The organism is Singulisphaera sp. GP187, assembly GCF_900129635.1.
Classification (GTDB): domain Bacteria; phylum Planctomycetota; class Planctomycetia; order Isosphaerales; family Isosphaeraceae; genus Singulisphaera.
This window is the reverse complement of sequence record NZ_FSRB01000001.1, coordinates 2,541,037-2,565,189: the sequence shown is the minus strand read 5'-3', so window position 1 is coordinate 2,565,189 and position 24,153 is coordinate 2,541,037. Positions and strand designations below refer to the sequence as shown.

The following is a 24,153-nucleotide window of genomic DNA, read 5'->3' as shown; positions in this document are numbered from 1 at the left end:
ATGACACCTGGAAAACAGGTCGTCAGGATCGGTCCGGTCGCCGGCTCGCATTGAGGGTCGATGAGGGTAAGCACGGTCGACGCTCGCTGCGCGGCGTGAAGCGTTGCGCTCCGAGGTTGGGGCAATGATGCCTGAACGCCTACTTTGGGACGTTGGCATCGTCGCCGGAGGGGAGTCGTTCGCCTTCAGGGGAGACCCAGATCTCGCCGAGCGTGCGCCGGACCGCGGACCTGGTCTCAGCAACAACGTTTGAAGATCCGCTGGCTTGAGCCCTGATGGCATAGAAAGTTTTTGGAGTTCGGATCGATACAGACTCATTGCCATCATTCGTATTATAAAATCCGACATGAATTAATTTTGTGTTTTGGGTAAATGAATGGGCAATCCCATTTTTGTCGTAAACCAAACTGAAATGTTTCTTTCCAAGAGGATCGATCACTTCGAGGTGGAGACTGTCGTTTCCGGCGGGCACTTGCGTCATGATTTTATAGTGATTCTCCTCTTTCTCGACCCTGACCGGAAACGACTGTTCCAAAGCCTGTCGCTCGGATTGGGCGGCCGGCCCTGCCATCATGCCAAGGACGATTGCGAGAGCAAAAGCCAATACCGTAAGCTTCCACGCGAGACCTAAACTCATACGTGTCGCGTAAAATAGCTGATCGTATTTCATTTTGCCGATTTCCTGGTCGAATGAATGGGTCATAAAAATACATATTCCGAATCAATAGTCATCAGTGTAAAACGCGATCACCTCGGCGCGGATGCCGCGCAGTGCCCCGCGGGTCAGAGTTTCCGATCATTTCCTTCCGCCGGAGCAGGTGGAGTTTCGAGCGGCGGATTTGGCTTTTGCCAAGAACGGGGAGATGCGAACCGGGTTCGGTTCCCCTTCGTTTGTTCGCCGTTCCGAACGACTCGGGTCGCGGATTCACAAGAGAGTCAGTAGAATTGGCGACGACCTAACGCGAAAAACGGAAATTCTCCCCAACTATTTCGCTTCCGACGTCGAAGCGCTTGTCAAATCAGGGGATCGGACTGTGGATGAAGCCCAGTTCGCGTCAACTAACATGCTGCTGCTCGAGCGCTTGCGGAACAGTCCGCGCGACGAGGCGGCCTGGGATGAGCTCGTGCGGGGTTACGCGCCCGCCATTCGTCGCTGGTGTCGTGCCTGGAGGTTGCAAGACGCCGACGTGGACGATGTCACCCAGACCGTCCTCCTCAAACTCTCGCGACTCATGGCAACGTTTCATTACGACCCGTCGCGTAGCTTTCGGAGCTATCTCAAAACCTTGACGAATTATGCCGTGCGCGATGCCCTCAAGGTGCTGAGTCAGCGTGGGCTCGATTCCAGGGATCCCGCGATGCTCGATTGGTTGGCAGTGGTCGATACCCGCACGGATCTGGCGCGTTGTCTCGAACATGAGCTCAGACGCGACCTGTTCCGTGAAGCGGCCGCCCGCGTCTCGCAGCGGATCGATGTCAAGACCTGGAACGTGTTCCACATGCTCGTCCATGACCGTCTGGCCGGTCAGGACGTCGCGGACCGGACCGGCCTGACTCTCGCCGCGGTTTACATGGCCAAGAGCCGGGTTCTCAAGATGATGCGCGAGGAAGTCAGGAAACTGAGCCACCTGCTGGTCGAGCCCGACCCCAACCCCGCGAACGCGGAGCGCGGCCTCCTCTCGAACCTCGAACAGCCCCTGTCATAAATCACCGGGGTTGGCCTCGAGTCGTTCAAGGTCGGAGAAGTCCCTGGGCTTGAGCCGGAACGACCGAGTTTCGCCAACAGGTCGGGTGGTGCGATTGACCAGCCACCCCGGATCTCCGTACCATGGCCAGATCCGTAATGCCCGGGACTGGCGCTCTTTGAGTTAGCTTGGGTGTTCTGGCGAAATTGCGAAGAGTTTTCGAGTTCGATGTTGGGAGCCGACGCCGTGACCATGTCGCAGCCCGTGTCCGAGGGCGAGTCCAATCCGTTGGTCAAGACGGAACCCCTCAACCCCCTCAGGAATCCCTCCTATCCCCAGCGGATCCATATCCACGAGCGGGCTCACTGGCAGGGTGTACTCAAGTCGTGTGAAGAGCGGATCGCTAAGGCCGGGCAGAAGCTCACCGCCATCGGCGCTGGACCCAACCGCGCGACGGTCGAACGGCTCTATGCCCAGATGCTCGGAGCCCGCGACCAGGTTGCCGACGCCGCGCAACGCTTGCCGAGCGAGACGGGCGGTCTCTATGAGGAAGACCGCCACCGACTCGAGGAAGGGGTCGCTGCGCTCGAGCGACTCCTCAAGCGTTGGGAATCGCTCTGAGCACTGGCCGACACGCCTGGTGTCCGGATCAAACGGGACCGCCGTTTGATCCGTGACCCGAAACGGGTCGATCTCCAGACCCGCCGGTCAACGACCGGTGGGCCAGTTCAGGTGCTTGGCCAGGAAGTCGAACGTCCCCTTGCCCTCGACCTGGTGGCCGGCATTGAAGTAGGTGATGTCCACACGATCGGCCAGGCCGAGCGTGTCGTAGAGCCGTTTGACCTTGGCGAACTCGTAGCCGATCCACTCGTCAGGCGCCACGGCGTCCTTGTGACCGCGTTCGACCTGAAACGGACGTGGGGCGATCAAGGCCGCCATCTCGGCATAATTGAACCGCTCGGCCAGGCCGAATTCGTACATGTCGTACTCGTGTGTGAACATGTAGCTGTATTGCCTTTCGAGGTTGGTGTTCTTGACCACCCACTCGTTGAAGTCGCCCGAGCATATCGAGAGGCAGTACTGGGTGAGGATGGCAGGCACGCGCATCGCGGTTTTGCCGCCGTAGGAGAGGCCGTAGAAGGCAATGCGCTGGGGATCGACCTGGGGCAAGGTCGAGAGCCATTCGAGCGTTCGCGCGTGTTGGCCGACGATGACCGAGAAGAGCGACCGCTTCAGGGGATTGAGCTTGCGCTGAAGGAGTCGGAACTCCTCCTTGCCGATGTAGGGGTTCTGAGGCGCATAGACGATATACCCGCGGTCGGCGAGTTGAGCCCCGAAGGCGTTGTAGACGTTTTTGAGCTTGGGGTCGACCAGGTCCTCGGGACGCCCTTCGAGGCCGTGCTGGCAGACGACCACCGGCCGGCGCTCCCCCGGCTTCAGGTCCTTGGGGAGGAGGAGAATCCCCGAGGCGACCACGTCGGGCCAGACGGGAAGCTCGACCGCGTAACCGGTCCACTTGGGTTCGTCGGAGAGCCGGACGGTTTTGGCTTTGAGCGGCTCGGTGGCGTTGGGGAATGCGCCGATCAATTCCTCGTGAAAGGCCGTGCGATAGGGATCGATCGACTTGAGGTAACGTTCGGGCGATGCGTTGTCCGCTTTCGCCCAATAGGCATAGCGCCGCAGCTCCGAGGTTCGAATCAGCGATTGCGTGTACTCGGAAAGTCCCTCGACGAGTCGCTTCATCCGGGTGCGCGGGTCGAAATGAGGGCGAGCGTCCTTGAGTGATTCCGAGGTTTCGCCATTCGAGGCGTTCTCGAGCGTGCCGAAGATCGAAACCGGCTGGTCCGTGGCAAGGGGGCCGGCCAATTTTTTCCAGCGCTCCGTTTCCGACTCGACGGCCTCGCGTTTCGGCGGTTGGATCCGGCCGCTCGCCGCGTCGGCCCGGCCGTTGCGAGCCGGTGGTGGGCCGGCGACCACGGGGGCCAACGGGTTTCCTTGCGAATTCGCCGGTGAGTTTACGATGACGAGGGGGCGCGGCGCGATCAGGCTGGCGATCTCGGCGTCGCCAAACTCTTCGAGCAAGCCCCAGACGTTGCGGTAGATGGGTTCGGCCCAGACCGACTCGCGCGCCGTGAAGTAGCTCTCAACCAAGGCCTCGTCGATCCTGGGATCGGCGGCCGCGCTATAAAGCGCGATGAGGCCCCCTTCGCCGGCTCCGGCCACGCCCAGGGGCAACTTGGGCTGCCCCGGCCTCGTGAACAAGTCAACTGCCGCGCGAACCTCATCCACCTCGTAGCCAATGATGTGGCGGCCGGTCTCGTAGGCTTGACGATAGATCCATTCCCGGTGCGGTAGGTTCGTCATGCGGACCTTGGAATTGCCCGAGAACTCGTCCGAGCGATCGATCAGGGTCGGGACGATGACCCGGCAGCCATCGAGCGCGAAGTTGCGTGCCCGTTGCGCCGGGCGGGGCAGGCCGGGGGCGATCCCAGCGAACTGCTCGGGCGTGATCGCACAGTCGGGCAGGGCGATCACGTTGGCCTTGATCGTTCCCTTGGGCTCGAGCAGCAAGCCCTCGGCGTCGACTCCCGGATAGACGGACCAGCGCACGGCGTAGATCGACAGATTCGCATCCTCAGCGACCTTGGCCGGTGAATCGGGTGTGGAAACGAAGGAGAGCTCGACGGGCGAGACTCGCTGCCCGATCGCGCCGATCCGCTGGAGGAACCGCTCCCGATTCGGCGCGATCGATTTCGAGTAGGCCTCGTGTGAACTGAGATCCCGGTTCCAGTGGGCCTGGCGACGCAGGACGCTGGCCGCGAGCTCACGATCGGCGAAGCGATGAATACCCGCGACCATGGCCGTTGCGGCGTTGCCTCGGTCATTCCAGAGCTGGGTCTCCGGCAGCGACTGAGCCGGCGACGCGGAATCGATCAGGCCGAGCATCGCTGCCAGCAAGGCGGGGAGGGCACGTCGGGACATCGGAGAAGTCCTCGAGAGGTTGGGCGGGCGAAGGGCGGTCGGCCGCGGGGCTGCAACGGGATCGGCCCTCAAGATGGCCGAACCGATCGGCGACCGCAAGGGCCGACCTTCCTTCACCCGAGTCACCTCTCTCGGTTTGCGGTTGTCCTCCGATTCCCAAAGCACGAGAACGAGCCGGGGAACTATCGCTCCGAATGATCCGAATCGGTTTGCGCTTGCAACGACTTTTGGAGTTTCTCGATCAACCGCCGCAATTCTGTCACTTCACCCTGGAGTTCGCCGAGTTCTGGTTCCGAAGAATGGAAATTTCCGGGCTGCTGACGCCAGAGCGGATCGTAATGCGTCGGGAACGGAAAGGTCTGCGGCCGATGGCCCGGGAAGGCCGCATCCAAGTTTTGCGGCAACACCAAACCCGAGGGACGCACAGCCCGGAGGCTGGGTGCGAGGCCGTGCTCGAGGGAACTGGACTCATCGTCCGGCAGGATCGCGGGTGTCACCTCAAGGGTGATCGTCTTGCCGCCGCGGAGGAGTTTGAAGGTCAAAGCCTTTCCCGAGGAGTTCTGAATCTGGTTGACGAGGTCTTCCGGACTCTTGAGCGATTGATCGCCAGCGGCGAGGAGGATGTCGTACTTCTTCAGCCCCGCCTTCTCGGCCGCGCTACCCGGTTCGACGGCACTGACGAGAAGTCCTTCTTGATCGGCAACTTTGAGCTGGGCGCGAAGTGTGTCATCGAGCGAGGCCACTTGAACGCCGAGCTGATAACGAGGGCGAGTGGTCTCCACCGGTCCGAAGCTCACATGATATTCGGGTTTGACCTGGATCGACATCGACTTACCCGATCGCAGGACCTGGAGTGGCACCGGTTTCTCGCCCGCCTCTTTGAGTTGCTTGACCAAATCGGCGGGAGTTGTCAGCGGCTTATCGCCAAGCGATGTGAGAACATCATTGACCTGGAGGCCGATCCGGAAGGCAGGGCCGCCATGCGCGACGGACTTGACGATGAGTCCCTGTCCGTCGGGGAGACCGAGCTGGGTGCGCAACGACTCCTCCGCGGGCACCACGCTCATCCCCAGGTCATTGGGACGAGGCTCGGAGAAGTACCAGTCTCCTTGGACGTTGAACCGGAAGGGATGAGTTTGAAACTCGATCCTTCCCATCGGACGCTCTCGATGCAAGTTCCGCGCCCGGTTCAAGCGACGCACCGAGTTGGAGAGTTCCTCGGCCTGCTTCTTGAGCGACTCCTCGGCCGGAGTCAGGCGAGCCGAACTTTTTTCTCGGCTCGATTTCTTCTCGGGAGCCGCGTTCGGCTCGCGTTGGGCTTGGTCGTCCTGATTCGGTTTATCGGTTTCTTGCTGAGCCCAGCCCACTGTGCTCCAAATCATGGCCGAGCCGAGCGCGGCCAGGCGAACGACGGATTGTAAACCGGTCATCACAGCCTCCTGATCAAAAGGGAATCCTGGGGGTTTCCGCGATGCCTTCAGTAAGTGCGATTCCCCACGTAGTGAAGCTCGACCTCATCAACGGGGACCGCCAGACTCTGGCCGTTTTTCAGTTCCATGGAAACCAGACCGCTGCGTTCTTGGACGTGATAGCCCCGCCGCTCCAACTCCCGGCGGACCGGCTCGGTGAGGACGAGCGAAGTTTCGGTCTGCCACCCGGCTTCCTCCAGTTCTGGCAGGCGCGCCGGTTCGGCCGGCTCGAGGTCCCGCTGGACCGTCGACGCTCGACTTTCAGCGACAGCCGGTTTTGAACCGTTCGATGACTTGGGAAGCTCGGCGACTCCGTAGACCGAAAGCGGTGTCGGCGTCGGACTGAACGGACCTGATGCTCCATTCGCGATCCAGCCGGCTGCAAACGCGAGCAGAATCCCGGCCGCGAGGATTCCCGCTTTTTGAACGGGGCGTCGTCGCGAATCTTGTCGTGGTCGGATGGGGTTCGCAGGCTTGCCGGAATGGATCAAATGATGCGTGATCATGTCAGGATGGTCAGAGTCGAGCGCTTTGGTCTCGGAGCTCGAGGCGAACGTGCGAGTCCAGGCTTGGGCCTCGAGGAAGGCGAGGGCGCATCGCCGCCAGCCCCCCGGCTCGTTTTCAAGCCGAGCGAGGAGGCGTTGCCGCTCGCTCTCCTCAAGCTCGCCATCGACGAGGCGGTCAATCCAGCGGTCGTCGACCGGATTCTCGTAGTTCACACTCATGCCGAGCCCTCTTTCCCATCAACCCGACTGGCAAGCGATTCACGAAGTCGCTGACGTGCGCGATGAAGCCGCGTTTCCAGGGCGCTCTCTGCGATCCCGAGATGTTCCGCGAGCTGGCGATAGCTCCAATCCTCGGTGTACTTGAGCAGGAGCAACTCCACGTCGCGGCTCGGGAGCCCCGCCAATGCGTTCCGGACGTTCTGGTCCCGCTCGATGTCGATCAGCCAGTGGAGCGGATCGGGCGCGGCCCGCTCCGCGGTGACTCCTCCCCCCCGTCTGACAAATCGGTCGAGGAGCTTGAATTGCCGGCCGCGGCGGCGCCGGTAGAGCAAGCATTGGCGGATTGCGATCTGACGCAGCCAGGCCCCCACCTTGCCCGATTCGGCGAGCGGTGCGTGCTGCGCAACGGCGGCCAGCGCAACCTCTTGCATCACCTCTTCCACCGCTTGCCGTTCGCCGAGTCGCGAACTGACCGCAATTCGCAAGCGGTGATCGTGCTCGGCCAGCGTCGCACCCCAATCGATCGGGATGCTCCCCGGCGCTTCAGGAATGGGTGAAGGCTCGATCTCCGTCATTAAAAAGAATTGTTGCCGCGGACGGAGAAATCTTGCAGCCTTTTTTTGGGTGAGCCCCGTTGAGGTGAGCGGACAACGGTTCGCGCGCCCCCAGGGCGAGCGAACCGTTGATTCTGAGGCGAGCGGGGAGCGATTCCCTCCCCGCTTCGCTGGACGGTCTCAGACCAGGCGGGTCGACCGCCCGGCTCAGTGAGCTTGCCGGGCACGCGGCTGGGAGCTGATCCGCTTGGGCGACTTCCGGTGGGTAACGGCGGGGAAGCCGGGAGGCGCATCGGCCTTGAGGGTCAACGTAAAGCCGAAGTCATCATGAGAATCCCCCTTGAACGGGTCGTGCTCGCGCTCCCAGGCGTCGAGGTCTTCGCTTTCCGTCATGAAGATCGCCGTCGAATGGGCGTCGAGCAGGCCCGATGCCGAGGCGGAGACGACGAACGTGGCGTGGAGGACGTAGCGGCCCAGGGGCATCGGCGGCGCCTTGACCGGCTCGAGAGGGGTCTCGTATTTATACCCCTTCGGGCCGCCGTTGCAACCGTTCGGACCCCCGACACCGACGGTCGGGTAGCTGACCGCCAAGGGAGTGGTCGGCCACCCCACCGGTGCGATCGTCGCGCTGGCCAGGCGAACCCCGGCCGAGGCCTTGTGCTTGCTCCGAAGGAAGCCAAGCAGATTGCTCTCGAGCGTGAGATAGACCTGGCTGATCGAAGTGTCGGAGCAACTGATCTCGAACTCTTGAACCAGGTGGACCGTCTCGGTCGCCGTGGACTCCACGCCAATGAACACATTCGCTCCCGCCGCGGCCCCGAGAACCGCCTTCACCTGGTTGTCGCCCGCTTCGACATCCACCTTCCCATCCCCTTTGGCATCCCCATGGGTTGATGGCGTGATGTTTTCACATTTGCCGCCCAACGTGAATGTAAAGATCGGCGCCTTGGATTCCTTCGCCGGGTTCGCCGACTCGGCGGGAGCAGGCGAAGGGACCGCGTCGTTGGCGCTCGACGACGGCTCCGGGACGGCAACGGGACGGGGAGCCAGAGACGCGGCCGCGGCTGCCGGTGTCGGAGCAGGGGGGGGCGGAGCGAGTTCCGGTTGAGCGGGGGCCAGGCCGAGCCATCCTAGCGCAAGCATAGCGCTGAAGGTCATCGCGATCTCTCCTCGAATTCAAGGAAACGTCCAGCGACTCTCGAGCTCGGGACATCCCTGTCCTGGCCATCGAGGCGCCGCCTGGAGACTTTTCATGCCGTCGGGAGAACATCCTTCGCCCGGCTCCACCCAAAAAAGGGGATCAGGGAATGATGCTGGAGAGCATTGGATCTATCGTCGAGAGAAGGGCCCAGACCCCAGAAAATCACGAGAGTCCTCAGGCTGCCCTATTTGTGGATAGCCCGTTCATTCGTTGTTTTCCGCAGAGTCAACCCAAAGCCATGATGATGTGGGAAATCAGGGGAGATGGGGAAGTAGAAAACGCTGAGGGGGGAGCCCTCAGCGTTTGGCAGCCGGATTGGGGAACTGTGGCGGAGTGATCGAGCGCATCAGTCGCTTGCGGACTTGGTCTCACTGAGGGCGGCGAGGATCCCTTGCATGAAGGCGGGGAGGTCGTCGGGGGTTCGGCTTGTGACGAGGTTGCCGTCGCGGACGACGGCGGCATCTTCCCAGACTCCGCCCGCGTTCTCGACGTCATCGCGGATCGCGAAGAAACCGGTAACCTTGCGGCCCTTCAGGCATTTCGCCGAGCAGAGCATCCAGGGCCCGTGGCAGATGGCCGCGAGCACCTTGCCTTGCTGAGCGGCGTGGGTCACCAGGTCGATCATCGATTTATGGCGCCTCATGTGATCCGGCGAGTAACCTCCCGGGATGATGATGGCGTCAAAGTCGCTGGCCTTAACGTCGCTGGCGGCGACGTCGGCCTTGGCGGGGTAACCATGCTTCGATGCGTAGGTCTCGCCGGCCTTAGGGCCGACGAGCTTGACGTTGCAACCTGCCTCACGGAGCCGATAAACCGGATACCAGAGTTCCAGGTCCTCGTAAAACTTCTCGACGAGGACGGCGACTCGCTTGCCTTGGATGGCGTTCATGGGCTGCTTCTTCCTTCTCTTTTTTTTTTTCGATTCCGTCATGCCGGGCGGAACGGGGGCGATGGCGAACCCTTCGGGCTCGGTTCAAGAGATTAGGGGGAATCCGTGCGAGTAGGAACAGTCGTCGAGGGTTAGGCCGAGGTGGGGGCCAGGTCGGCCATGGCCTCGACGAGTCCTTGTTCGGTGGTGAAGGCGGGCTTGTAGCCGAGGATCCGCTGGGCCTTGGCGGTCGAGTAGTCGAGGTTCAGGCCCAGGAATTTGTAGCGTGCCTTATTGACCAGCGGGGGTTCCGTGGATTTGCGCCGCTTGGCGCGCCGCTCCATCAAGACGGCCAAGGTCCAGGCGAGCCAGAGTGGAATTCGCTTGCGCGGGGCCCGCAAGCCAGCCAACTCGGCGACTTTGCCGACGAACTGGCGTTTGCTCACGCGTGCCCCATCGGTGAGGTTGAAGACTTCTCCAACCGCTTGGGGAACCTCGGCGGCGAGAAAGATCCCCTGGACGAGATTCTTGACATAGATGCAATTAAGCGCCTGGTTGCCCGAGCCGAAGTAGGCGAACCGCCCCCCTCGCAAGGCTTTGATCAGTTTGGGGAGGACCGTCCGGTCGCGGGGGCCGTAGATGAACCCGGGCCGCACCACGCTCAGCGGCAGGCCCTGGTTCCGCGCATAACTCAGGGCGAGTTCCTCGGCCTCCACCTTCGATCGCGTGTAGGCATCGAGCGACTCGGCAGCGGGGGGGACGGTCTCGTCGGTCCCGTAGTGGTCGCGGCCTTCGTAGACTCCGAGCGAGCTCACGTGGACGAACCGTTCGACTTTCGAGGCCACGGCCGCGTCGAGCAAGTGTCGGAACGCGTCGACGTTCAGACTGCGGAATTCCTCAAGGGTTCCCCAATCGCCCACCTTGGCGGCGCAGTTGAAGATCCAGTTGGCGCCGTCGGCCCCGCGCCGCAGGGCGTCGGGGTCGGCGAGGTCGCCGAGGACTTTCTCGACGCCCCACTGATCGAGCCAGCGTGTATCGCTTGACGCCCGGACGAGCGCGCGGACCTTGTGGCCTCTGCGGATGGCTTCTTCGACCACGTGGCTGCCGACGAGGCCGGTGGCTCCCGTGATGAAGATCGTTTTCGGACGGATCGTGGACATCGCGTTCGTCTCTCGCATCAAGGTCTCATGACCCTCGCCAATGGCGCGACGAAGGCCGCCGAGAAGTAACACTACACTGCGCGCCGCGATGATGACTAGATCGATCCCGGATCCGGCCAAAGTCGCGGGACGGACGCGCGGCTTTGGGCGATCGCCGGGGCAAGATCAGGTTTTTTCGGGGTGGATTTCCCTGGCTCGGGCGCTGTAGGCTGGAAGTATTCATCCGTTTGGGATGGACCAGGTTAGCACGCGGGGAACTTCGCCCCGAGATTCGTTCGGATTGACAGGAACGGACGAGAGGCCTAGCATGCCCGTCCTTTCCGCGCCACCCAGTCGCCGCTAAGGTGGGGGATTCATGGCCAGCGTTCTAAAGAGCGATGAAGTCGAGTCATTCCGGCAGGTTTTGGTCGACCTGCGGACTAGGCTGCGCGGTGATCTGGACCAGATGACCGACGAAGCCCTGAGGCGCGATCAGCCCGACTCGTCGGGCAATCTCTCCAACGTGCCGTTGCATATGGCGGACGTTGGCACCGAGAACTACGACCAGGAATTCACGCTCGGCCTGATCGAGAACGAGCAGGGGACCCTGGAGCAGGTTTACGACGCCCTCGACCGGATCAACGCAGGGACGTTCGGCCGCTGCCAGGAGTGCGAAGAGCCGATCGCCAAGCCTCGGCTGCAAGCCCTACCTTACACGCGGCACTGTATCCAGTGCGCTCGCGAGTTGGAGAGTCGCGGATGAATGAGTCAGTCGGATGGAGCCGCTGGATCCTGTTCTGGTCGATCGCCCTCGGGGGCGCTGCGTTCGACCTGGTGACCAAGGCGATCGTATTCAATCATGTCGGTCCTCCCGGGTCTCGGCCCGTTTCGTTGATCCCGAACATCCTCGAGTTGCACACGAACTTCAATCGCGGTGCCCTCTGGGGATTTGGTCGAAGCCTTCCCAACAGTAGTCTCGTCTTCGCGGGGCTGTCGGTGATCGCCGCCGTGGCGATCCTCTACTATCTTTTCGTCTATGGTGGCGCGGCCGATGGGTGGCTCACCGCCGCGCTCGGACTGATCATGGCGGGGGCGCTGGGCAATTGCTACGATCGCGTGGTGCTCGGACACGTTCGCGACTTCGTGCACTTTCATGTTGATGCGGTCGGCTTTGATTGCGCCATCTTCAACTTCGCCGACAATATGCTTGTCGCCGGGGCAATTGTGATCATGTTACTCGCGGTTCGCACCGAGCAACCTGAGCCTCCCAAGGCCAGCCTCGAGAGCTCCGTTCCTTCCGCTTAATTTTAAAGCGATGAACGTCCTACCTCCCCTCGGGTCGCCCCGCTCAGGGAGGGCTTGCTGGGGTCCGAAGCCGGACCCCAGCGAGCCGTCCATCCATCCGACGACGTTAGACGTCGTAGTAAAGTGTGAACTCGTAGGGGTGCGGCCGGACCCGGAGGGCATCGATCTCGTGGGTCTGTTTGTACCAGATCCAGGTGTCGATCACGTCCGAAGTGAAGACGTCACCCCGGAGCAGGAAGTCGTGATCGGCGCGGAGGGCGTCGAGCGACTCCTCGAGCGACCGGGGAACAGTCGGGACATTGGCGAGCTCTTCGGGTTGAAGGTCGTAAATGTCTTTATCTAAGGGGTCGCCGGGGCGCATCTTGCCTTGGATGCCGTCGAGTGCCGCCATCAGCATCGCCGAGAAGAGCAGGTAGGGGTTGGCCGCGCTATCGGGGCCGCGATACTCGATGCGGCGGCTCTTGGGACTGGGGCTGTGGATCGGGATCCGGATGACCGCCGCGCGGTTGCGACGGCTATAGGCGAGCTTGGTCGGCGCTTCGAAGCCTTCGACCAACCGCTTGTAGCTGTTGGTCGTCGGGTTCGCGAACGCAGAGAGCGCCGCGGCATGCTTGAGGAGTCCTCCGATGGCGTACATCCCCAGGTCACTGAGCCCGGCGTAGCCGTTGCCGGCGAGCAGCGGGGTTTCCCCCTTCCAGAGCGAGAAATGCGTGTGCATCCCCGACCCGTTGTCGCCGTAGAGCGGCTTCGGCATGAAGGTCGCGGTCTTGCCGTTGCGGCGCGCGACGTTGCGAATGATGTACTTGGCCAGCATCACCTGATCGGCGCTCTCGACGAGCGACTTGGGATTCAGGTCGATCTCGCACTGGCCGCCGGTGGCGACCTCGTGATAGTGGGCGGAGGTGGCAATCCCACACTCGGCCATTCGCTGGGCCATCTCGGTCCGGAGATCGGCGAGCGTGTCGGTGGGCGGGCAGGGGAAGTAGCCGAGCCCCGAGCCCGGCTTATACCCCAGGTTCGGACCCTCCGCGCGGCCGCGGTTCCAGATTCCTTCCACCGAGTCGACGTGGTAATACGCCTCGTGACCGCGTTGGTCGAAGCGGACGTCATCGAAGACGAAGAACTCGAGCTCCGGGGCGAGCCGGCAGGTTTCCGCCAGCCCGGTGCTCCGCATGTGGCTGACCGCTTTGCGGGCGATGTTGCGCGGGTCTCTTGTATAATCCTGCTGGGTGATCGGATCCTGGATGTTGCAGACCATCGTCAGGGTCGGCTGCGCGGTGAACGGGTCGATCAAGACCGTCTCGGGCTGAGGGACGACCAGGAGGTCGGCCTCGTTGATCGCTCTCCAGCCAACCACGCTCGATCCGTCAAAGCCGATCCCTTCTTCGAACGTCTCCTCAGTCAGGGAATCGGCAGGGATCGAGAAGTGCTGCCAGACCCCCGGGAAGTCCATGAAGCGGAGGTCGACGGTCGTGACCTCGCGCTGTCGGATCTGCGCCAAGACCTCTTTCGGTGTCACCGCGATTCGTTCCTTTCCTACCCCGCCGTCAAAGTCTAAGGGGAATGGCCTGGCTTCCATCCCCTACCTGGCGGAGGCACGATCGTTGATTAAAAGGATGGCGCGTCGCTTGTCCAGAGCCGAGGGTCGTGACCGAGTCGATCAACTCCTCGGAATCGTTGGGAGGCTGCTCTGCCGAGTGTCTTCCCAAGTTAACGCAATCTGTCACGCCTCACCAGACCTCGGTCGCCTCTCCAGTTGATCGACAGTTCGAGGGGTTCCCTTTCAGTTTCGGGGAACCGCGAAGCGTGAACGCAACTCAGAAGAGAATCCGTACGAAGGGGACCCGGGGGAATGGCGATGGGGCGATTCGTAATCCTGGAGCACCACTGGAACGGGGTCCATTGGGACCTGATGCTCGAGCGCGACGGTGTCTTACGGACCTGGGCCGTCGACGAGGCGATTGTCCCGGGCCGCAATCTGCCCGCGCGGGCGCTGGCCGATCATCGTTTGCACTATCTTGAGTATGAGGGCGTCATTTCCGGAGGGCGTGGCTCGGTTCGCCGTTGTGCTTCAGGATCGTACCAGTCGACGCTCTGGACGCCCGATCGGGTTCAGTTTCGGCTAGATGGAGATGATCAGGTCGAAGGAGAGGCGGTCTTGTTCAGAATCGAAAGCGGGTTCGCCCCTGAGCCCTTCTCCTGGTTCTTCCGCCTCGGGAACCTCGACTGAAGGACTTTGCGGGTGGGCAGGATTGGCGCGTCGACCTCCCCCTTGGCGCGATTCGAGCGCCCCGCGAGCCGGATCTCGCCTTCGCGGATCTGAACTTGCTCCAGGAGGACGTCCTCGCGTTCGGAGTGCGGCTTGTAGCGGACGATGACCACCGGGAGGTCATCGACCACTTCCCGGCGGACGTCCAGGCCTTGGGCGCGGGCATGATTAACGATTCGATCGATCACCTGTTCAGAGGGGACCGGCAAGACCCCCGCCCGGATCTTCTCGAACGTCAATTCGAGCACGTTGGGCTCAGTGATCCGCGGTCGCGCCACCACCCAGATGACGGACCGGACCGGCCCCTGGTCGAGCTCGAAGGCAAGGGTAATCCGGTCGAGCCCGAACACGATCCGAGGCTCGTGGACCTCGGGTGGAAGTTGATCGGCGAACTCCGTCACCAAGTCCTTCGCCAGCCAGGCGTTCACCTCCTGGTCGGTGAAGATCGCCTCCCAGGTCGGTTCGTTGATGATGTCATTGCGGAGTTGAAGGCTCTGGGTCACGAACCGCCGCGCCTCGGCTTCCTGTCGCTCGCGCGGGACCTGAACCATGGCGCGATAAAAGTGAGGCTGATGGGTCAAAGAGATCCAGATCGCTCCCGGTACGGCGATCAGGGCCGCAACCAGCAGGAGGCCGATGGTGAGCGCTCGCTTTCCCGGCTTTCGCATGACGCGACCTAACTTCCTAAGAAAATAAGAAGGGGGGAAGGGGTCGAACGAACAAGTTGGGAGCGAAGTTGTGCGGTCGATCGATCGGTGCGACGAGACGCCTGATCCTCAATGAGGCAGGAGCAAGAGGAGGTATCGGCCGCGCAGGATACGCCGGGTCATTCTTCGAGTCAACCCGAACTGTCGTCAACCTCCGGGCCTCGAATTTGTGAAAAAAGGCATCGGAGTTCCAGGCTCTGGTCCTTTAACTCGGGCTCTCGAATCTGGGCACTATTCGTCGCCTGTTCCCTGCAATATAGTTGAGTTGAGAAGTCCAGGACGGAGCGTCCCGATCATGCCCCCTCGACTGGTCTGTATTGCAATTCTACTCTTCTGGGTCGTCGGTGCGTCGAGCCTGATCCGGCGCGACGTCCTGCCCGAGCTGGGCTTCGTCAGGCCCCCCGATCTCCGGACGATCGCCAGTGCCGAGGAGGCTGCCGAGCCGTCCAGTTGGTCGGTCGAAGTGATCGACAATCCGCTCTCCCCCGAGACCCGGCGGATCGTCGGGACGGCCGCGACTTCGTCGAGCCGGAATCCTGACGGCGGGTTTGAAATGTCGAGCACCGTGTCGTTCAACGCCGGAGGGCTCCTGAGGGGAACGCCTCTCTCCAACGATTCCGACACCCGGCTCGACGTGGTGAGTCATTATCAGATCGACCCCTCCGGCAACCTTCAATCCTTCACGGCTTCGGTGCGATCGGCCGTGGATTCGGAAGACATGCTCACCATCTCCGGAACCCGCCACAAGCGGACCCTTAAGGTGGTCAGTCGAGGCCAACTCCCCATTTTCAATCAGACCCGTACCCTCGATTATGAGCCGCGCAGCCTGGTCCAGAACGCACTCGGGCCGTTCGATCGGCTTCCGGGGCTGCAAGTCGGCCAGAAATGGGAAACGCAGATGGTCAGTCCGTTCACGGGCAGGATCGAAACGGTCGGGGTGGATGTGTCGCGACGCTGTGTGATCCACTGGGACAATAGCCCGGTGACCGTTTTCGAGGTCGTCCATCACATGACGCCGCTGTCCTCCCGAACCTGGGTTCGCACCGATGGCCTGGTGGTTCGCCAGGAGGTCCCGTTCCCGCTCGTTAAACTGGTCCTGGAGCGAATCCCAGGTCGCCGGACCCCCCCAGGCCTTGAGGTTCCAGGACGATGATCGAACTCCGCGGCGTGACGAAGACGTTCGGGCCGAAGAAGGCCGTGGATCAACTCGACCTCACCGTCCGCGCGGGCGAATTGTTCGCATTCCTCGGTCCGAACGGAGCCGGCAAGACGACCACGATCAAGATGGTCTGCGGCCTGCTGGCGCCGACCTCGGGAACGGTGCAGATCGGCGGCTATCTCGCGGCCAGCCAGGAGGCCCGCCAACTCCTCGCCTACGTGCCCGACCAGCCCTACCTCTACGAAAAGCTGACCGGACGGGAATTCCTTCGCTTCGTGGTCGAGATGTACGGCCTCGAGCGCAGGCAGGCCGACGCCAGGCTCGCCGAGCTGATCGAGACGTTCGAGATGAGTGACTTCGTGGACGAGCTCTGCGAGAACTACTCGCAAGGAATGAAACAGCGCGTCGTATTCGCGTCGGCCCTGGTTCATAACCCCAAGGTCTTGATCGTGGATGAACCGCTGGTGGGTCTCGACCCGCGCAGTGCCCGGATCGTCAAAGACCTGTTCATTGCCCAGGCCCGCTCGGGCGTTGCCGTGCTGATGTCCACTCACCTCCTCTCCATCGCCGAGGAGCTGGCCGACACGATCGGGATCGTCAACCATGGCCGGATGCTCGCCCGAGGAACCCTGGCTGAACTGCGCGAACAACTCCAGTCGCACGCTCCTCTTGAAGACCTGTTCCTGAACCTGACCGGAGGGAACCGTCCACTCGCGAACGGTCGCGTGATGGTCCCGAACGGAGAGGCTATTCTATGAGAGGATCGAGCGAGGTGGCGGTCAGCCTGCCGACAGCCGGGCAGGTCGCCCGCGCGTTTCACTGTCACCGCGGTCGGCTCATCAAGAACACGGTTCGCTCGCTCCTCTCCGGTTCCCTGCTTCGTTGCCTGATGATTCTTGCCTGTAGCGCAGTGTTCTGGACCGTCTTGTTCGGCATCTTTTTCGAAGGGTTCATGTTCATTGGAATGTACGTAGACTTAAAGAATACGATTGTTGAATATCTCTTCAGCATGTTCTTTCTCTCGCTCTTGATTATGCTTTTCGTCTCAACGGGGCTCATCGTTTACGCGGGCCTGTTTCAGTCGCGTGAGGCCGCCTTTCTGTTGACGACGCCCGCATCGACCGACCGGATCTTCGTCTACAAGTTTGTTGAGGCAATCGTCTTCTCGAGCTGGGGTTTTCTCCTGCTGGTCAGCCCGATGATGGTGGCGTTCGGGATCACGGTCATTGCCAAGTGGTCGTTCTACGCGGTGTTCCTGGTCTATCTCTTGGCGTTCGTCATGATCCCGGGGAGTTTGGGGGCGGTGGCGGCCATCTTGGTCGCGAACTACTTTCCGAGGAGGCAGAAGACCGTACTGATTCTGAGTGGGGTCGTGATCTTGATCGCGGCGGCCTTCGTGGTCTCCCAGGTGATGACCACTCCCGGCTCGGCGCTTTCGACCGACTGGCTGGGCGGACTGCTCGGGCGGTTGGCGTTTAGCCAAAACCCGCTTTTGCCCAGTCGTTGGATGTCGGCCGGGTTGCTGGCCGCGGCGCGGGGGAATTGGTCGGACGGTCTCTTTTACCTGATGGTGCTCACGGCGCACGCGGGCCTGTGCTACCTGGTGGCGACCGTGGTTGCTCGTGACCTCTACCGCCAGGGCTACAGCCGGGTCCAGGGCGAGCGGTCGTCGCGGCGGCGGTCGGGCCTCTACTGGATCGACGCGAGCTTCCACCGCCTCTTCTTCTTCATCCCCCGGCCGGTCCGGCTCCTGATTCTGAAGGATTTGCGGACCTTTCGCCGCGACCCTGCCCAGTGGTCGCAATTCCTGATCTTTTTCGGTCTCCTGGCGTTCTACTTCCTGAACATCCGCCGGCTCAGCTACGACGTCCAGAGCCCGTACTGGCGCAACCTCGTCAGTTTCCTGAACCTCGCCGTGACCGCCCTGATCCTCTCAACGTTCACGAGCCGGTTCATTTTCCCCCTGCTTTCGCTCGAAGGTCGAAACTTCTGGGTCCTGGGCCTGCTCCCTCTGAAGCGAGAGGCCATCCTCTGGGGGAAATTCGCGTTCGCCTCGGGGATCTCGCTGGTGGCCACCGAAGTGCTGGTCGTTCTGAGCGACCTGATGCTCCGGATGAACATGGCCATGATCGCGCTCCACATGGGGATGGTCGCGGTGCTCTGCCTGGGACTCTCCGGGATCAGCGTCGGCCTGGGTGCGCGGTTGCCCAACCTCAAAGAAACCGATCCCTCCAAGATCGCCGCCGGTTTCGGTGGGACCTTGAACCTGCTCGTCAGCCTCGTCTTCATCTCCGCGATCGTGACCGCCTTGGCCTTGCCCTGCCACCTCTACTTCGCCGGTCAGGACGCCAGTGAATTCCGCACGTTCGTCCTCACGGAGGAGCGGTTCCGGTTCTGGATGACCATCGCCGTCGTCACGAGCCTGGTGATCGGCGCGGTCGGGACCTTCCTGCCACTCAGGATTGGGATCAAAGCGTTTCAACGGATGGAATTTTAAACGAATTGGCAAGTGATGCGGCGGAGGGCCCATCTTGGTATTGGCACCGGAACCGTATCTTTCGGCCTGTTTGGAGACGATTCGGGAGGCAGTTCTTGGCACTCGGCAGCACTGCTGGGGGCGGTCGGCATCTCCCGAGCAGATCGCGGACCTGATGGACGCGATCCACAACATCCCTGTGTTACTCAACAATTGGGAAAGGTGTGATGTCGAGTGGCTCCGAGCGTACCTGAAGGCATACGATGAGAAGTGGGGTGAGGGCCAGTCGTGGCTGTGTGCGGTCTTCGACAAAGTCATCGAAGCCGGTCAGGACGTTTGACTCAACGCCACAGGGCCCTGCCTGACGGGGTGTTGCCTTGTCGGTCAGATATTGTGCTCATTGGTCGAGCCTGCTCAACTGGTTCGTAAGGCGTGTCGCGGGAGCGAGGGCCAGGGGCGTGCTTCGGTGAGAAAAGTCTCGAAAACCTTGGATGGTATTCTTCGCGGCAACTCGGACGCGAACATCCGGTTTGATGACCTCCGCGCCTTGCTCGCCCACTTGGGCTTCGCTGAGCGCGTCCGTGGCGACCATCACACATTCACCCGCGACGGAGTGGCGGAGATCCTCAACCTCCAACCCCGTGGCAGTCAGGCGAAGGCATACCAGGTCAAGCAAGTCCGTGGGGTCATCGTCTCCAATGGCTTGGCGGGCGAGCCGGAGGTGGAATTGCCCTTCGATGGGAATTCACCCGGCGATGATGGGGGCAGGCCAACTCCGGAGGGCAATGATGGACAGTGATATCCGCTACGAGATCATCCTGTATTGGAGCCAGCGCGACCAGGCATTCATCGCCGAAGTTCCGGAGTTACCGGGCTGCGCGGCCGATGGGGCGACGTATCGGGAGGCGCTGGCGAACGTCGAACTCGTCATCCAGGAGTGGATTGAGACAGCGCGCGAGCTCGGCCGTTCGGTGCCGGAGCCGCGAGGCCGGCTGTTGTACGCCTAACGCCAGTGAGCAACGGGTCCGGCCCGCTACGGCAGGGTGGGGTTTGCTCTGAAGGGCCGGGGACCCACGCTACGGTCGAGGGGGAGATCCCGCCGGGGATTAACGCCCCCAAATTCCTTTCGGCGAAGCCAATTGCCCTGCTTCAATTATCGCTTATCCGCGACAGTAGAAGTAATTTTGACAGGTTATTTGTAAAGCATTGCCGAACCCGTTATGAAATCATCAATGATTTGCAATTGATCGGCGGTCAGGATCGGATTCTTCCCATAGTGGTCGATCCACTCTAAATTCGTGGGTATTTACGGCGGCCACAACTCGTTGACCTGGCTGAAACAATGTACTCGGCACGTCAATAGTTCTACAGCATCACTTCGATCTTCACCTTTGTGTTTGGTCGACGCAATAATAGAGGGTGAGGTAACGAACGGGCCTGCTCGTGGGATCTGACCGCTTTTCGGAGTTATGGTCATGACCACGGAAGAACTGCGCGCCGCGGCTCGAAACTTAGTTCACCTCCATGGGCGATTCGCACCACTCTTTGGCCGTGCGGAGCCTCGTAACCACTCTCGGATCTACATTTGCGGGCTCATCCAGAATCGAGGACGCAAGAGTGTCGAGCGAATGGCGCTCGATGGGGCCCACCTGGCTGGAGAGCCCAAGTCCCAAGCCAAGGTCCTTGCCATGCAAGGTTTCCTTACTGACTCCCCTTGGTCGCAGTCTGAGGTGCAACGCGAGATCCAAGCCGTCTTCGTCGAGCGGTTGGTGCCCTCGACGTCCCAATGGTCGGTGGGCAGCGTGGGCGTGATTGATGAATCCGGCTTCGTCAAACACGGTGAACACAGTGTGGGTGTCGCTCGCCAGCACTGCGGCCGGATGGGCAAAGTCGAGAACTGCCAGGTGGGGGTCTTTCTGGTCGGCGTGACCCCGGCCGGATCGGCCTTGCTGGACCACCAACTGTACCTGCCCCAGGAATGGTTTGAGGTGGAGCGGCCTCAACCGAAGCGGGCCCCCAAGTCGAAGCCCAACCGGCCGCAACCTCCCCCGAAGCTGACCCCGAACAGCGGCTGGCGAGGGAGCAACAACTTCAAGCACGGCGCAGTAAGGCCCGCATCCCAACCACGGTGAAATTCGCGACCAAACCTCAGTTGGCCGCGACACTGATCGCACGCTGCACGGTGCCGTTGAACTGGATCACGGCCGACGACCTCTATGGCCGCAACCAAGCCTTTCTGGAGGCGTTGGAGGGACGAAAGCAACGCTACGTCGTGGAGGTGCCGGGCTTCACTCGCGTGTGGATTGAGGCCCCGGAGCGATGTCAGGGGCCTGGTGCGGCTGGCCGCCGTCCCTCTAAGTCGATTGAACATGAATTCATTCAGCGATTGGATGACCTGGCGAAAAGCCTGCCGCCGGAGGCCTGGAAGATCCTCACGTTGCGCGAAGGAAGCAAGGGACCGCTGGCGTTCAAGTTCGCGCGGATTCGCGTTTGGGCGGTTCGCGATCGCAAAGCGGGGCCGCCGATCTGGGCGATGATCCAGCAATCGCTGGGGCCAAAGCCGACGACGCGTTACTGGGTCTCCAACGCCTCGGAAGAGACCCGACTGGAGGCGCTGGCGGAGGTGGCTGGCTGCCGGTGGCGGGTGGAAGAAACGTTTCAGGATGCCAAGACCCATCTGGGGATGGCGGACTACGAGGCGCGGGCGTGGACGAGTTGGCATCACCACATGAGCCTGGTGGCGTTGGCGCACTTGTACGTGACGTTGACTCGCCAGGAGCAGCGAGAGTCGGAGCCGACGTTGACCTTGGACATGGCGATCCTGATGCTCGAGGCGAGTCTGCCGCGGCCTACGCTGAACGAGGAAGAGGCGGCGGAACTGATCAAGTACCATGTGGAGCGGAACAAGGCGGCCCATCAATCGCACCGAAAGACGTGGCTGGAGAACCATCCGGAAGTGCCCAGTTAAGTGATGCTGTAGAAATAGCAAGCATGCGCCACCCACAAATTTAGAGTGGATCGACCCATAGGGTGGGCACGGCCCACCATCCCGATCTCCTTGCCAAAATTGGATGTTAGGATGGTGGGTCGTGCCCACCCTATGGGAATTGTTGGACCAATGATGACGCCACGGACGATCGCGCCGAAGCAGGGGGAAACGGGTTCGGCGAAGCTTTGCGGTTATTTCTGCGCAGGTCCTTTGTCAGGAGACACCTGGCGCAGGGTCGGTTTCCATCCTTCCTTTTCCAGATCGACCACCAATTTTCGGTTTGAGTTCCGATTCCAGCGAATGAAATTCTCTTCGGCTGAGCTTGGTCGAGTGGGCCGAAAAGCGGCACTCTCGTCGCGGTTGAAACTTCCCCGCCTCCCAAGATCGAAACAGGACATTCTCGCGAACGGATTTTTGAATCGAGGCTCCGCTCCTTGCCGACTCGGTCGACCCGACAATCGGGGTTGCGATGGGCTTGCCTCTGTCTATAATTTCAATAGCTTCTGAAAATCCGACCGAGGGATGTTAAGGGCCGCGAGGGAACTGCGGTTCTGGTGGGTAGGAGGGGAGTGCAATGTCAGCTCCGGTGCGCGTCGGGGTGGTGAGCTATCTCAACGCGAAGCCTCTCTACTATCGGTTGGATGAAGCGTCGCCCAAGGTTCAGGTCGAGTTGGACCTGCCGAGCCGTCTGGCGGAACGTCTGCGGCTGGGGGAGCTGGATCTCGCCTTGATTCCGTCGGTCGAATACTTCCGAGGCGCGGGCGCCGGACTGGGTTACGAGGTGGTCCCCGGGTTCGCGATCGCCGCGCGGGGGCCGGTTCGAAGCGTCAAGCTCTTTAGCCGGGTTCCGTTTGGCCAAATCGAGCGGCTTGCACTCGATGCCGGCTCGCGCACGAGCCAGGCTTTGACCCGAGTCTGGCTCGATGCCGCGCACGGGGTTCGGCCCGGCCGCATCGAGTCTCTGCCGATGGGCGTGCCGGTGCTGGAGAGTACCGCCGATGCCGTGCTCGTGATCGGCGACCGGGCGATGACCGTCCCGGATGCCCCCTTTCATGCGGTCGTCGACCTGGCCGAGGCCTGGAACACGATGACCGGTCTGCCGTTTGTGTTCGCGCTTTGGGTCGCTCGGGCAGGTGTCGACCTGGGCGACTTGCCGGAAATCCTCGCGCGGTGTCGGACGGCAGGTCTGGCGCACGCAAGTGAACTGGCGTCTGAACATGGCCCGAGGCTCGGCCTCGACTTCGCAACCTGTTACGATTACCTCACCCGCGTGCTCTCCTATGACCTGGGTGAGCCGGAGCTTGCCGGGCTCCGTCGATTCGCCCAGATGGCGGCGCAGTTGGGCCTGATTCCCCGAGGAGCTGATCTTGTCTTCCACCGTCCCAGCGATCTTGCAGCACGTGGTTGAGGGAGGCCGCCTGACGTTCGAAGATGGCGTCACGCTGCTCCGCTCGGCCGACCTACTCGCCCTGGGCCGCGCCGCCGACGCTGTCTGCAAGAGGCTCCATCCCGAGCCGTTCCGTACGTACAACATCGATCGAAATATCAATTACACCAACGTTTGTACGGCGGTTTGCGACTTCTGTGCGTTCTACCGTAAGGTTGGCGATACCGAAGCGTACGTGCTCGATCGGCCCGTCTTGCTCGAGAAGATCCGTGAGACCGTCGCGCTCGGGGGCGATCAGATCTTGATGCAAGGGGGGCTCCACCCGCATCTCAGCATCGAGTGGTACGAAGACCTCCTCGCCGAGATCAAAGCCAACTTCCCGCAGGTCAACATCCACGGGTTCAGCCCACCCGAGATCCATCACTTCACCAAGGTGGCGAAACTCCCGCTGCGGACGGTGCTCGAACGGCTCAAAAAGGCCGGTCTGGGGAGTCTTCCGGGGGGAGGCGGCGAGATCCTCGTCGATCGGGTCCGCAAGGCGATGACCCGAGGCAAGGTCATGACTGACGACTGGCTCAACGTGCATCGGGTCTGGCATGAGCTCGGCGGCCGCTCGACGGCCACGATGATGTTCGGGCATATCGAGACCCTCGAGGAACGGATCGAGCATCTCGAACGCGTCCGCCAGTTGCAGGATGAGACCGGCGGGCTCACGGCGTTCATCTCGTGGACGTTCCAGCCCGAGCATACCGACATGGCCGACGTTCCCGCCTCAGGGGCGTTCGAGTACTTGCGGACCCAGGCCGTCTCGCGGCTCTACCTCGACAACGTCCCCAACATTCAGTCGTCGTGGGTGACCCAAGGGCCGAAAATCGGCCAGCTCGCCCTCTACTTCGGCGCCAACGATATGGGCAGCTTGATGATCGAGGAGAACGTCGTCGCCTCGGCGGGGACGGTCTATTATCTCTCCCTCGACGAAATCAAGCGTGCGATTCGCGAGTCGGGCTACGTCCCCCGGCAACGGAACGTGTTCTACGAATATATCGATACCGAAGAGCGGGCGGAGCCGGCGCTCCTGACCGTTCTTTGAGCGACCGTGGAAGAACGGAGCGGGAGTTCGAGCCGGGGGCTTGCGTGCTCGTCGCTGGCGGTTGATGATGGAATCCGGCAACGCGGGATCGGGCCGTTCCCTCTCCGTTCGTTCTGGGCGAGAGTCATTCGCCATCGCCTCTTCATTT

At 61.8% G+C, this 24,153-nt stretch carries 25 protein-coding genes; 15 read left to right on the top strand and 10 right to left on the bottom strand.

Features of this window, described 5'->3' with window-relative positions; all coding sequences use genetic code 11:
• Positions 1-139 precede the first annotated feature (139 nt).
• Positions 140-703 carry a hypothetical protein gene (locus BUS42_RS10025; RefSeq protein WP_074306789.1) on the bottom strand — a complete coding sequence of 188 codons (564 nt, stop codon included), beginning with the start codon at positions 701-703 and terminating at the stop codon, positions 140-142.
• A 331-nt stretch (positions 704-1,034) separates the two neighbouring features.
• Between BUS42_RS10025 and BUS42_RS10020 the strand changes: the two genes are divergently transcribed.
• Positions 1,035-1,706, top strand: a complete 672-nt coding sequence (locus tag BUS42_RS10020; RefSeq protein WP_074310921.1) for an RNA polymerase sigma factor — start codon at positions 1,035-1,037, stop codon at positions 1,704-1,706.
• 207 nt (positions 1,707-1,913) lie between these two features.
• Positions 1,914-2,306, top strand: a complete 393-nt coding sequence (locus tag BUS42_RS10015) for a hypothetical protein (protein ID WP_074310919.1) — start codon at positions 1,914-1,916, stop codon at positions 2,304-2,306.
• An 87-nt stretch (positions 2,307-2,393) separates the two neighbouring features.
• Here the strand turns inward: BUS42_RS10015 and BUS42_RS10010 are convergent, their stop codons facing one another.
• The 7 genes from BUS42_RS10010 to BUS42_RS09975 all read right to left on the bottom strand — a co-directional run bounded on the left by BUS42_RS10010 (position 2,394) and on the right by BUS42_RS09975 (position 10,644).
• Complete coding sequence (locus BUS42_RS10010; RefSeq protein ID WP_074310917.1) at positions 2,394-4,667, bottom strand: alpha/beta hydrolase family protein; 2,274 nt, start codon at positions 4,665-4,667, stop codon at positions 2,394-2,396.
• Positions 4,668-4,849: 182 nt separating this feature from the next.
• On the bottom strand, positions 4,850-6,097 hold the full coding sequence (locus tag BUS42_RS10005; RefSeq protein WP_074306788.1) for a PDZ domain-containing protein: 1,248 nt from the start codon (positions 6,095-6,097) through the stop codon (positions 4,850-4,852).
• 47 nt (positions 6,098-6,144) lie between these two features.
• Entirely contained in the window at positions 6,145-6,861 is a 717-nt protein-coding gene (locus BUS42_RS10000) for a hypothetical protein (RefSeq protein WP_074306787.1), read from the bottom strand.
• Positions 6,858-7,436, bottom strand: coding sequence for an RNA polymerase sigma factor (locus BUS42_RS09995; protein ID WP_074306786.1), 579 nt, complete (start codon positions 7,434-7,436; stop codon positions 6,858-6,860). Before BUS42_RS09995 ends, BUS42_RS10000 begins: the two co-directional genes overlap by 4 nt.
• Positions 7,437-7,622: 186 nt before the next feature.
• A complete protein-coding gene (locus tag BUS42_RS09990) occupies positions 7,623-8,573 on the bottom strand; it encodes a hypothetical protein (protein ID WP_074306785.1) in 951 nt (316 codons plus the stop codon).
• 389 nt (positions 8,574-8,962) lie between these two features.
• Positions 8,963-9,505, bottom strand: coding sequence for a type 1 glutamine amidotransferase domain-containing protein (locus BUS42_RS09980; RefSeq protein WP_074306783.1), 543 nt, complete (start codon positions 9,503-9,505; stop codon positions 8,963-8,965).
• A gap of 131 nt (positions 9,506-9,636) precedes the next feature.
• On the bottom strand, positions 9,637-10,644 hold the full coding sequence (locus BUS42_RS09975) for an NAD-dependent epimerase/dehydratase family protein (RefSeq protein ID WP_074310915.1): 1,008 nt from the start codon (positions 10,642-10,644) through the stop codon (positions 9,637-9,639).
• 355 nt (positions 10,645-10,999) lie between these two features.
• Here BUS42_RS09975 and BUS42_RS09970 point away from each other — a divergent pair, with 355 nt between their 5' ends.
• A complete protein-coding gene (locus tag BUS42_RS09970; protein ID WP_074306782.1) occupies positions 11,000-11,386 on the top strand; it encodes a TraR/DksA family transcriptional regulator in 387 nt (128 codons plus the stop codon).
• Complete coding sequence (gene lspA, locus BUS42_RS09965; protein ID WP_074306781.1) at positions 11,383-11,928, top strand: signal peptidase II; 546 nt, start codon at positions 11,383-11,385, stop codon at positions 11,926-11,928. Before BUS42_RS09970 ends, lspA begins: the two co-directional genes overlap by 4 nt.
• A gap of 106 nt (positions 11,929-12,034) precedes the next feature.
• Here lspA and glnA read toward each other — a convergent pair whose 3' ends face one another.
• Positions 12,035-13,447 (bottom strand): type I glutamate--ammonia ligase, encoded by a 1,413-nt coding sequence (gene glnA / locus BUS42_RS09960; protein WP_074306780.1) that lies wholly within the window; start codon positions 13,445-13,447, stop codon positions 12,035-12,037.
• A gap of 333 nt (positions 13,448-13,780) precedes the next feature.
• On the opposite strand from glnA, the gene BUS42_RS09955 reads away from it, so the two are divergent.
• Positions 13,781-14,158: a DNA polymerase ligase N-terminal domain-containing protein gene (locus BUS42_RS09955; protein ID WP_315850720.1), complete on the top strand. Its 378-nt coding sequence runs from the start codon at positions 13,781-13,783 to the stop codon at positions 14,156-14,158.
• Here BUS42_RS09955 and BUS42_RS09950 read toward each other — a convergent pair.
• Entirely contained in the window at positions 14,065-14,865 is an 801-nt protein-coding gene (locus BUS42_RS09950) for a hypothetical protein (RefSeq protein WP_074306779.1), read from the bottom strand. The genes BUS42_RS09955 and BUS42_RS09950 overlap by 94 nt on opposite strands.
• Before the next feature lie 334 nt (positions 14,866-15,199).
• On the opposite strand from BUS42_RS09950, the gene BUS42_RS09945 reads away from it, so the two are divergent.
• The 10 genes from BUS42_RS09945 to mqnC all read left to right on the top strand — a co-directional run bounded on the left by BUS42_RS09945 (position 15,200) and on the right by mqnC (position 24,005).
• The gene (locus BUS42_RS09945) at positions 15,200-16,057 is read left to right on the top strand and encodes a hypothetical protein (RefSeq protein ID WP_074306778.1); all 858 of its coding nucleotides are present in this window, start codon (positions 15,200-15,202) and stop codon (positions 16,055-16,057) included.
• On the top strand, positions 16,054-16,821 hold the full coding sequence (locus tag BUS42_RS09940) for an ABC transporter ATP-binding protein (protein ID WP_074306777.1): 768 nt from the start codon (positions 16,054-16,056) through the stop codon (positions 16,819-16,821). Before BUS42_RS09945 ends, BUS42_RS09940 begins: the two co-directional genes overlap by 4 nt.
• Positions 16,818-18,560 (top strand): putative ABC transporter permease subunit, encoded by a 1,743-nt coding sequence (locus tag BUS42_RS09935; protein ID WP_074306776.1) that lies wholly within the window; start codon positions 16,818-16,820, stop codon positions 18,558-18,560. The genes BUS42_RS09940 and BUS42_RS09935 overlap by 4 nt, the downstream gene beginning before the upstream one ends.
• Before the next feature lie 34 nt (positions 18,561-18,594).
• Positions 18,595-18,879, top strand: coding sequence for a hypothetical protein (locus BUS42_RS09930; RefSeq protein ID WP_074306775.1), 285 nt, complete (start codon positions 18,595-18,597; stop codon positions 18,877-18,879).
• A 126-nt stretch (positions 18,880-19,005) separates the two neighbouring features.
• Positions 19,006-19,338 carry a hypothetical protein gene (locus BUS42_RS09925; protein ID WP_216821020.1) on the top strand — a complete coding sequence of 111 codons (333 nt, stop codon included), beginning with the start codon at positions 19,006-19,008 and terminating at the stop codon, positions 19,336-19,338.
• Positions 19,325-19,546, top strand: a complete 222-nt coding sequence (locus tag BUS42_RS09920) for a type II toxin-antitoxin system HicB family antitoxin (protein WP_074306774.1) — start codon at positions 19,325-19,327, stop codon at positions 19,544-19,546. Before BUS42_RS09925 ends, BUS42_RS09920 begins: the two co-directional genes overlap by 14 nt.
• Positions 19,547-20,014: 468 nt before the next feature.
• A complete protein-coding gene (locus tag BUS42_RS09915; RefSeq protein WP_074306773.1) occupies positions 20,015-20,671 on the top strand; it encodes a transposase in 657 nt (218 codons plus the stop codon).
• Positions 20,668-21,507: an IS701 family transposase gene (locus tag BUS42_RS09910; RefSeq protein WP_074306772.1), complete on the top strand. Its 840-nt coding sequence runs from the start codon at positions 20,668-20,670 to the stop codon at positions 21,505-21,507. Before BUS42_RS09915 ends, BUS42_RS09910 begins: the two co-directional genes overlap by 4 nt.
• 595 nt (positions 21,508-22,102) lie before the next feature.
• A complete protein-coding gene (locus BUS42_RS09905) occupies positions 22,103-22,936 on the top strand; it encodes a menaquinone biosynthetic enzyme MqnA/MqnD family protein (RefSeq protein WP_074306771.1) in 834 nt (277 codons plus the stop codon).
• A complete protein-coding gene (gene mqnC, locus BUS42_RS09900) occupies positions 22,896-24,005 on the top strand; it encodes a cyclic dehypoxanthinyl futalosine synthase (RefSeq protein WP_074306770.1) in 1,110 nt (369 codons plus the stop codon). Before BUS42_RS09905 ends, mqnC begins: the two co-directional genes overlap by 41 nt.
• Positions 24,006-24,153: the final 148 nt, after the last annotated feature.

Bases quoted from the DNA above. Each gene is read 5' to 3' on its own strand.
- BUS42_RS09915 (WP_074306773.1), top strand. From the start codon at position 20,015: ATGACCACGGAAGAACTGCGCGCCGCGGCTCGAAACTTAGTTCACCTC.
- BUS42_RS10010 (WP_074310917.1), bottom strand. From the start codon at position 4,667: ATGTCCCGACGTGCCCTCCCCGCCTTGCTGGCAGCGATGCTCGGCCTG.
- BUS42_RS10005 (WP_074306788.1), bottom strand. From the start codon at position 6,097: ATGACCGGTTTACAATCCGTCGTTCGCCTGGCCGCGCTCGGCTCGGCC.
- BUS42_RS09975 (WP_074310915.1), bottom strand. From the start codon at position 10,644: ATGTCCACGATCCGTCCGAAAACGATCTTCATCACGGGAGCCACCGGC.
- BUS42_RS09980 (WP_074306783.1), bottom strand. From the start codon at position 9,505: ATGAACGCCATCCAAGGCAAGCGAGTCGCCGTCCTCGTCGAGAAGTTT.
- BUS42_RS10000 (WP_074306787.1), bottom strand. From the start codon at position 6,861: ATGAGTGTGAACTACGAGAATCCGGTCGACGACCGCTGGATTGACCGC.
- BUS42_RS09935 (WP_074306776.1), top strand. From the start codon at position 16,818: ATGAGAGGATCGAGCGAGGTGGCGGTCAGCCTGCCGACAGCCGGGCAG.
- BUS42_RS09905 (WP_074306771.1), top strand. From the start codon at position 22,103: ATGTCAGCTCCGGTGCGCGTCGGGGTGGTGAGCTATCTCAACGCGAAG.
- BUS42_RS09940 (WP_074306777.1), top strand. From the start codon at position 16,054: ATGATCGAACTCCGCGGCGTGACGAAGACGTTCGGGCCGAAGAAGGCC.
- BUS42_RS09995 (WP_074306786.1), bottom strand. From the start codon at position 7,436: ATGACGGAGATCGAGCCTTCACCCATTCCTGAAGCGCCGGGGAGCATC.
- lspA (WP_074306781.1), top strand. From the start codon at position 11,383: ATGAATGAGTCAGTCGGATGGAGCCGCTGGATCCTGTTCTGGTCGATC.
- BUS42_RS09920 (WP_074306774.1), top strand. From the start codon at position 19,325: ATGATGGACAGTGATATCCGCTACGAGATCATCCTGTATTGGAGCCAG.
- BUS42_RS09990 (WP_074306785.1), bottom strand. From the start codon at position 8,573: ATGACCTTCAGCGCTATGCTTGCGCTAGGATGGCTCGGCCTGGCCCCC.
- BUS42_RS10025 (WP_074306789.1), bottom strand. From the start codon at position 703: ATGACCCATTCATTCGACCAGGAAATCGGCAAAATGAAATACGATCAG.
- BUS42_RS09955 (WP_315850720.1), top strand. From the start codon at position 13,781: ATGGCGATGGGGCGATTCGTAATCCTGGAGCACCACTGGAACGGGGTC.
- BUS42_RS09950 (WP_074306779.1), bottom strand. From the start codon at position 14,865: ATGCGAAAGCCGGGAAAGCGAGCGCTCACCATCGGCCTCCTGCTGGTT.
- BUS42_RS10015 (WP_074310919.1), top strand. From the start codon at position 1,914: ATGTTGGGAGCCGACGCCGTGACCATGTCGCAGCCCGTGTCCGAGGGC.
- BUS42_RS09945 (WP_074306778.1), top strand. From the start codon at position 15,200: ATGCCCCCTCGACTGGTCTGTATTGCAATTCTACTCTTCTGGGTCGTC.
- BUS42_RS09970 (WP_074306782.1), top strand. From the start codon at position 11,000: ATGGCCAGCGTTCTAAAGAGCGATGAAGTCGAGTCATTCCGGCAGGTT.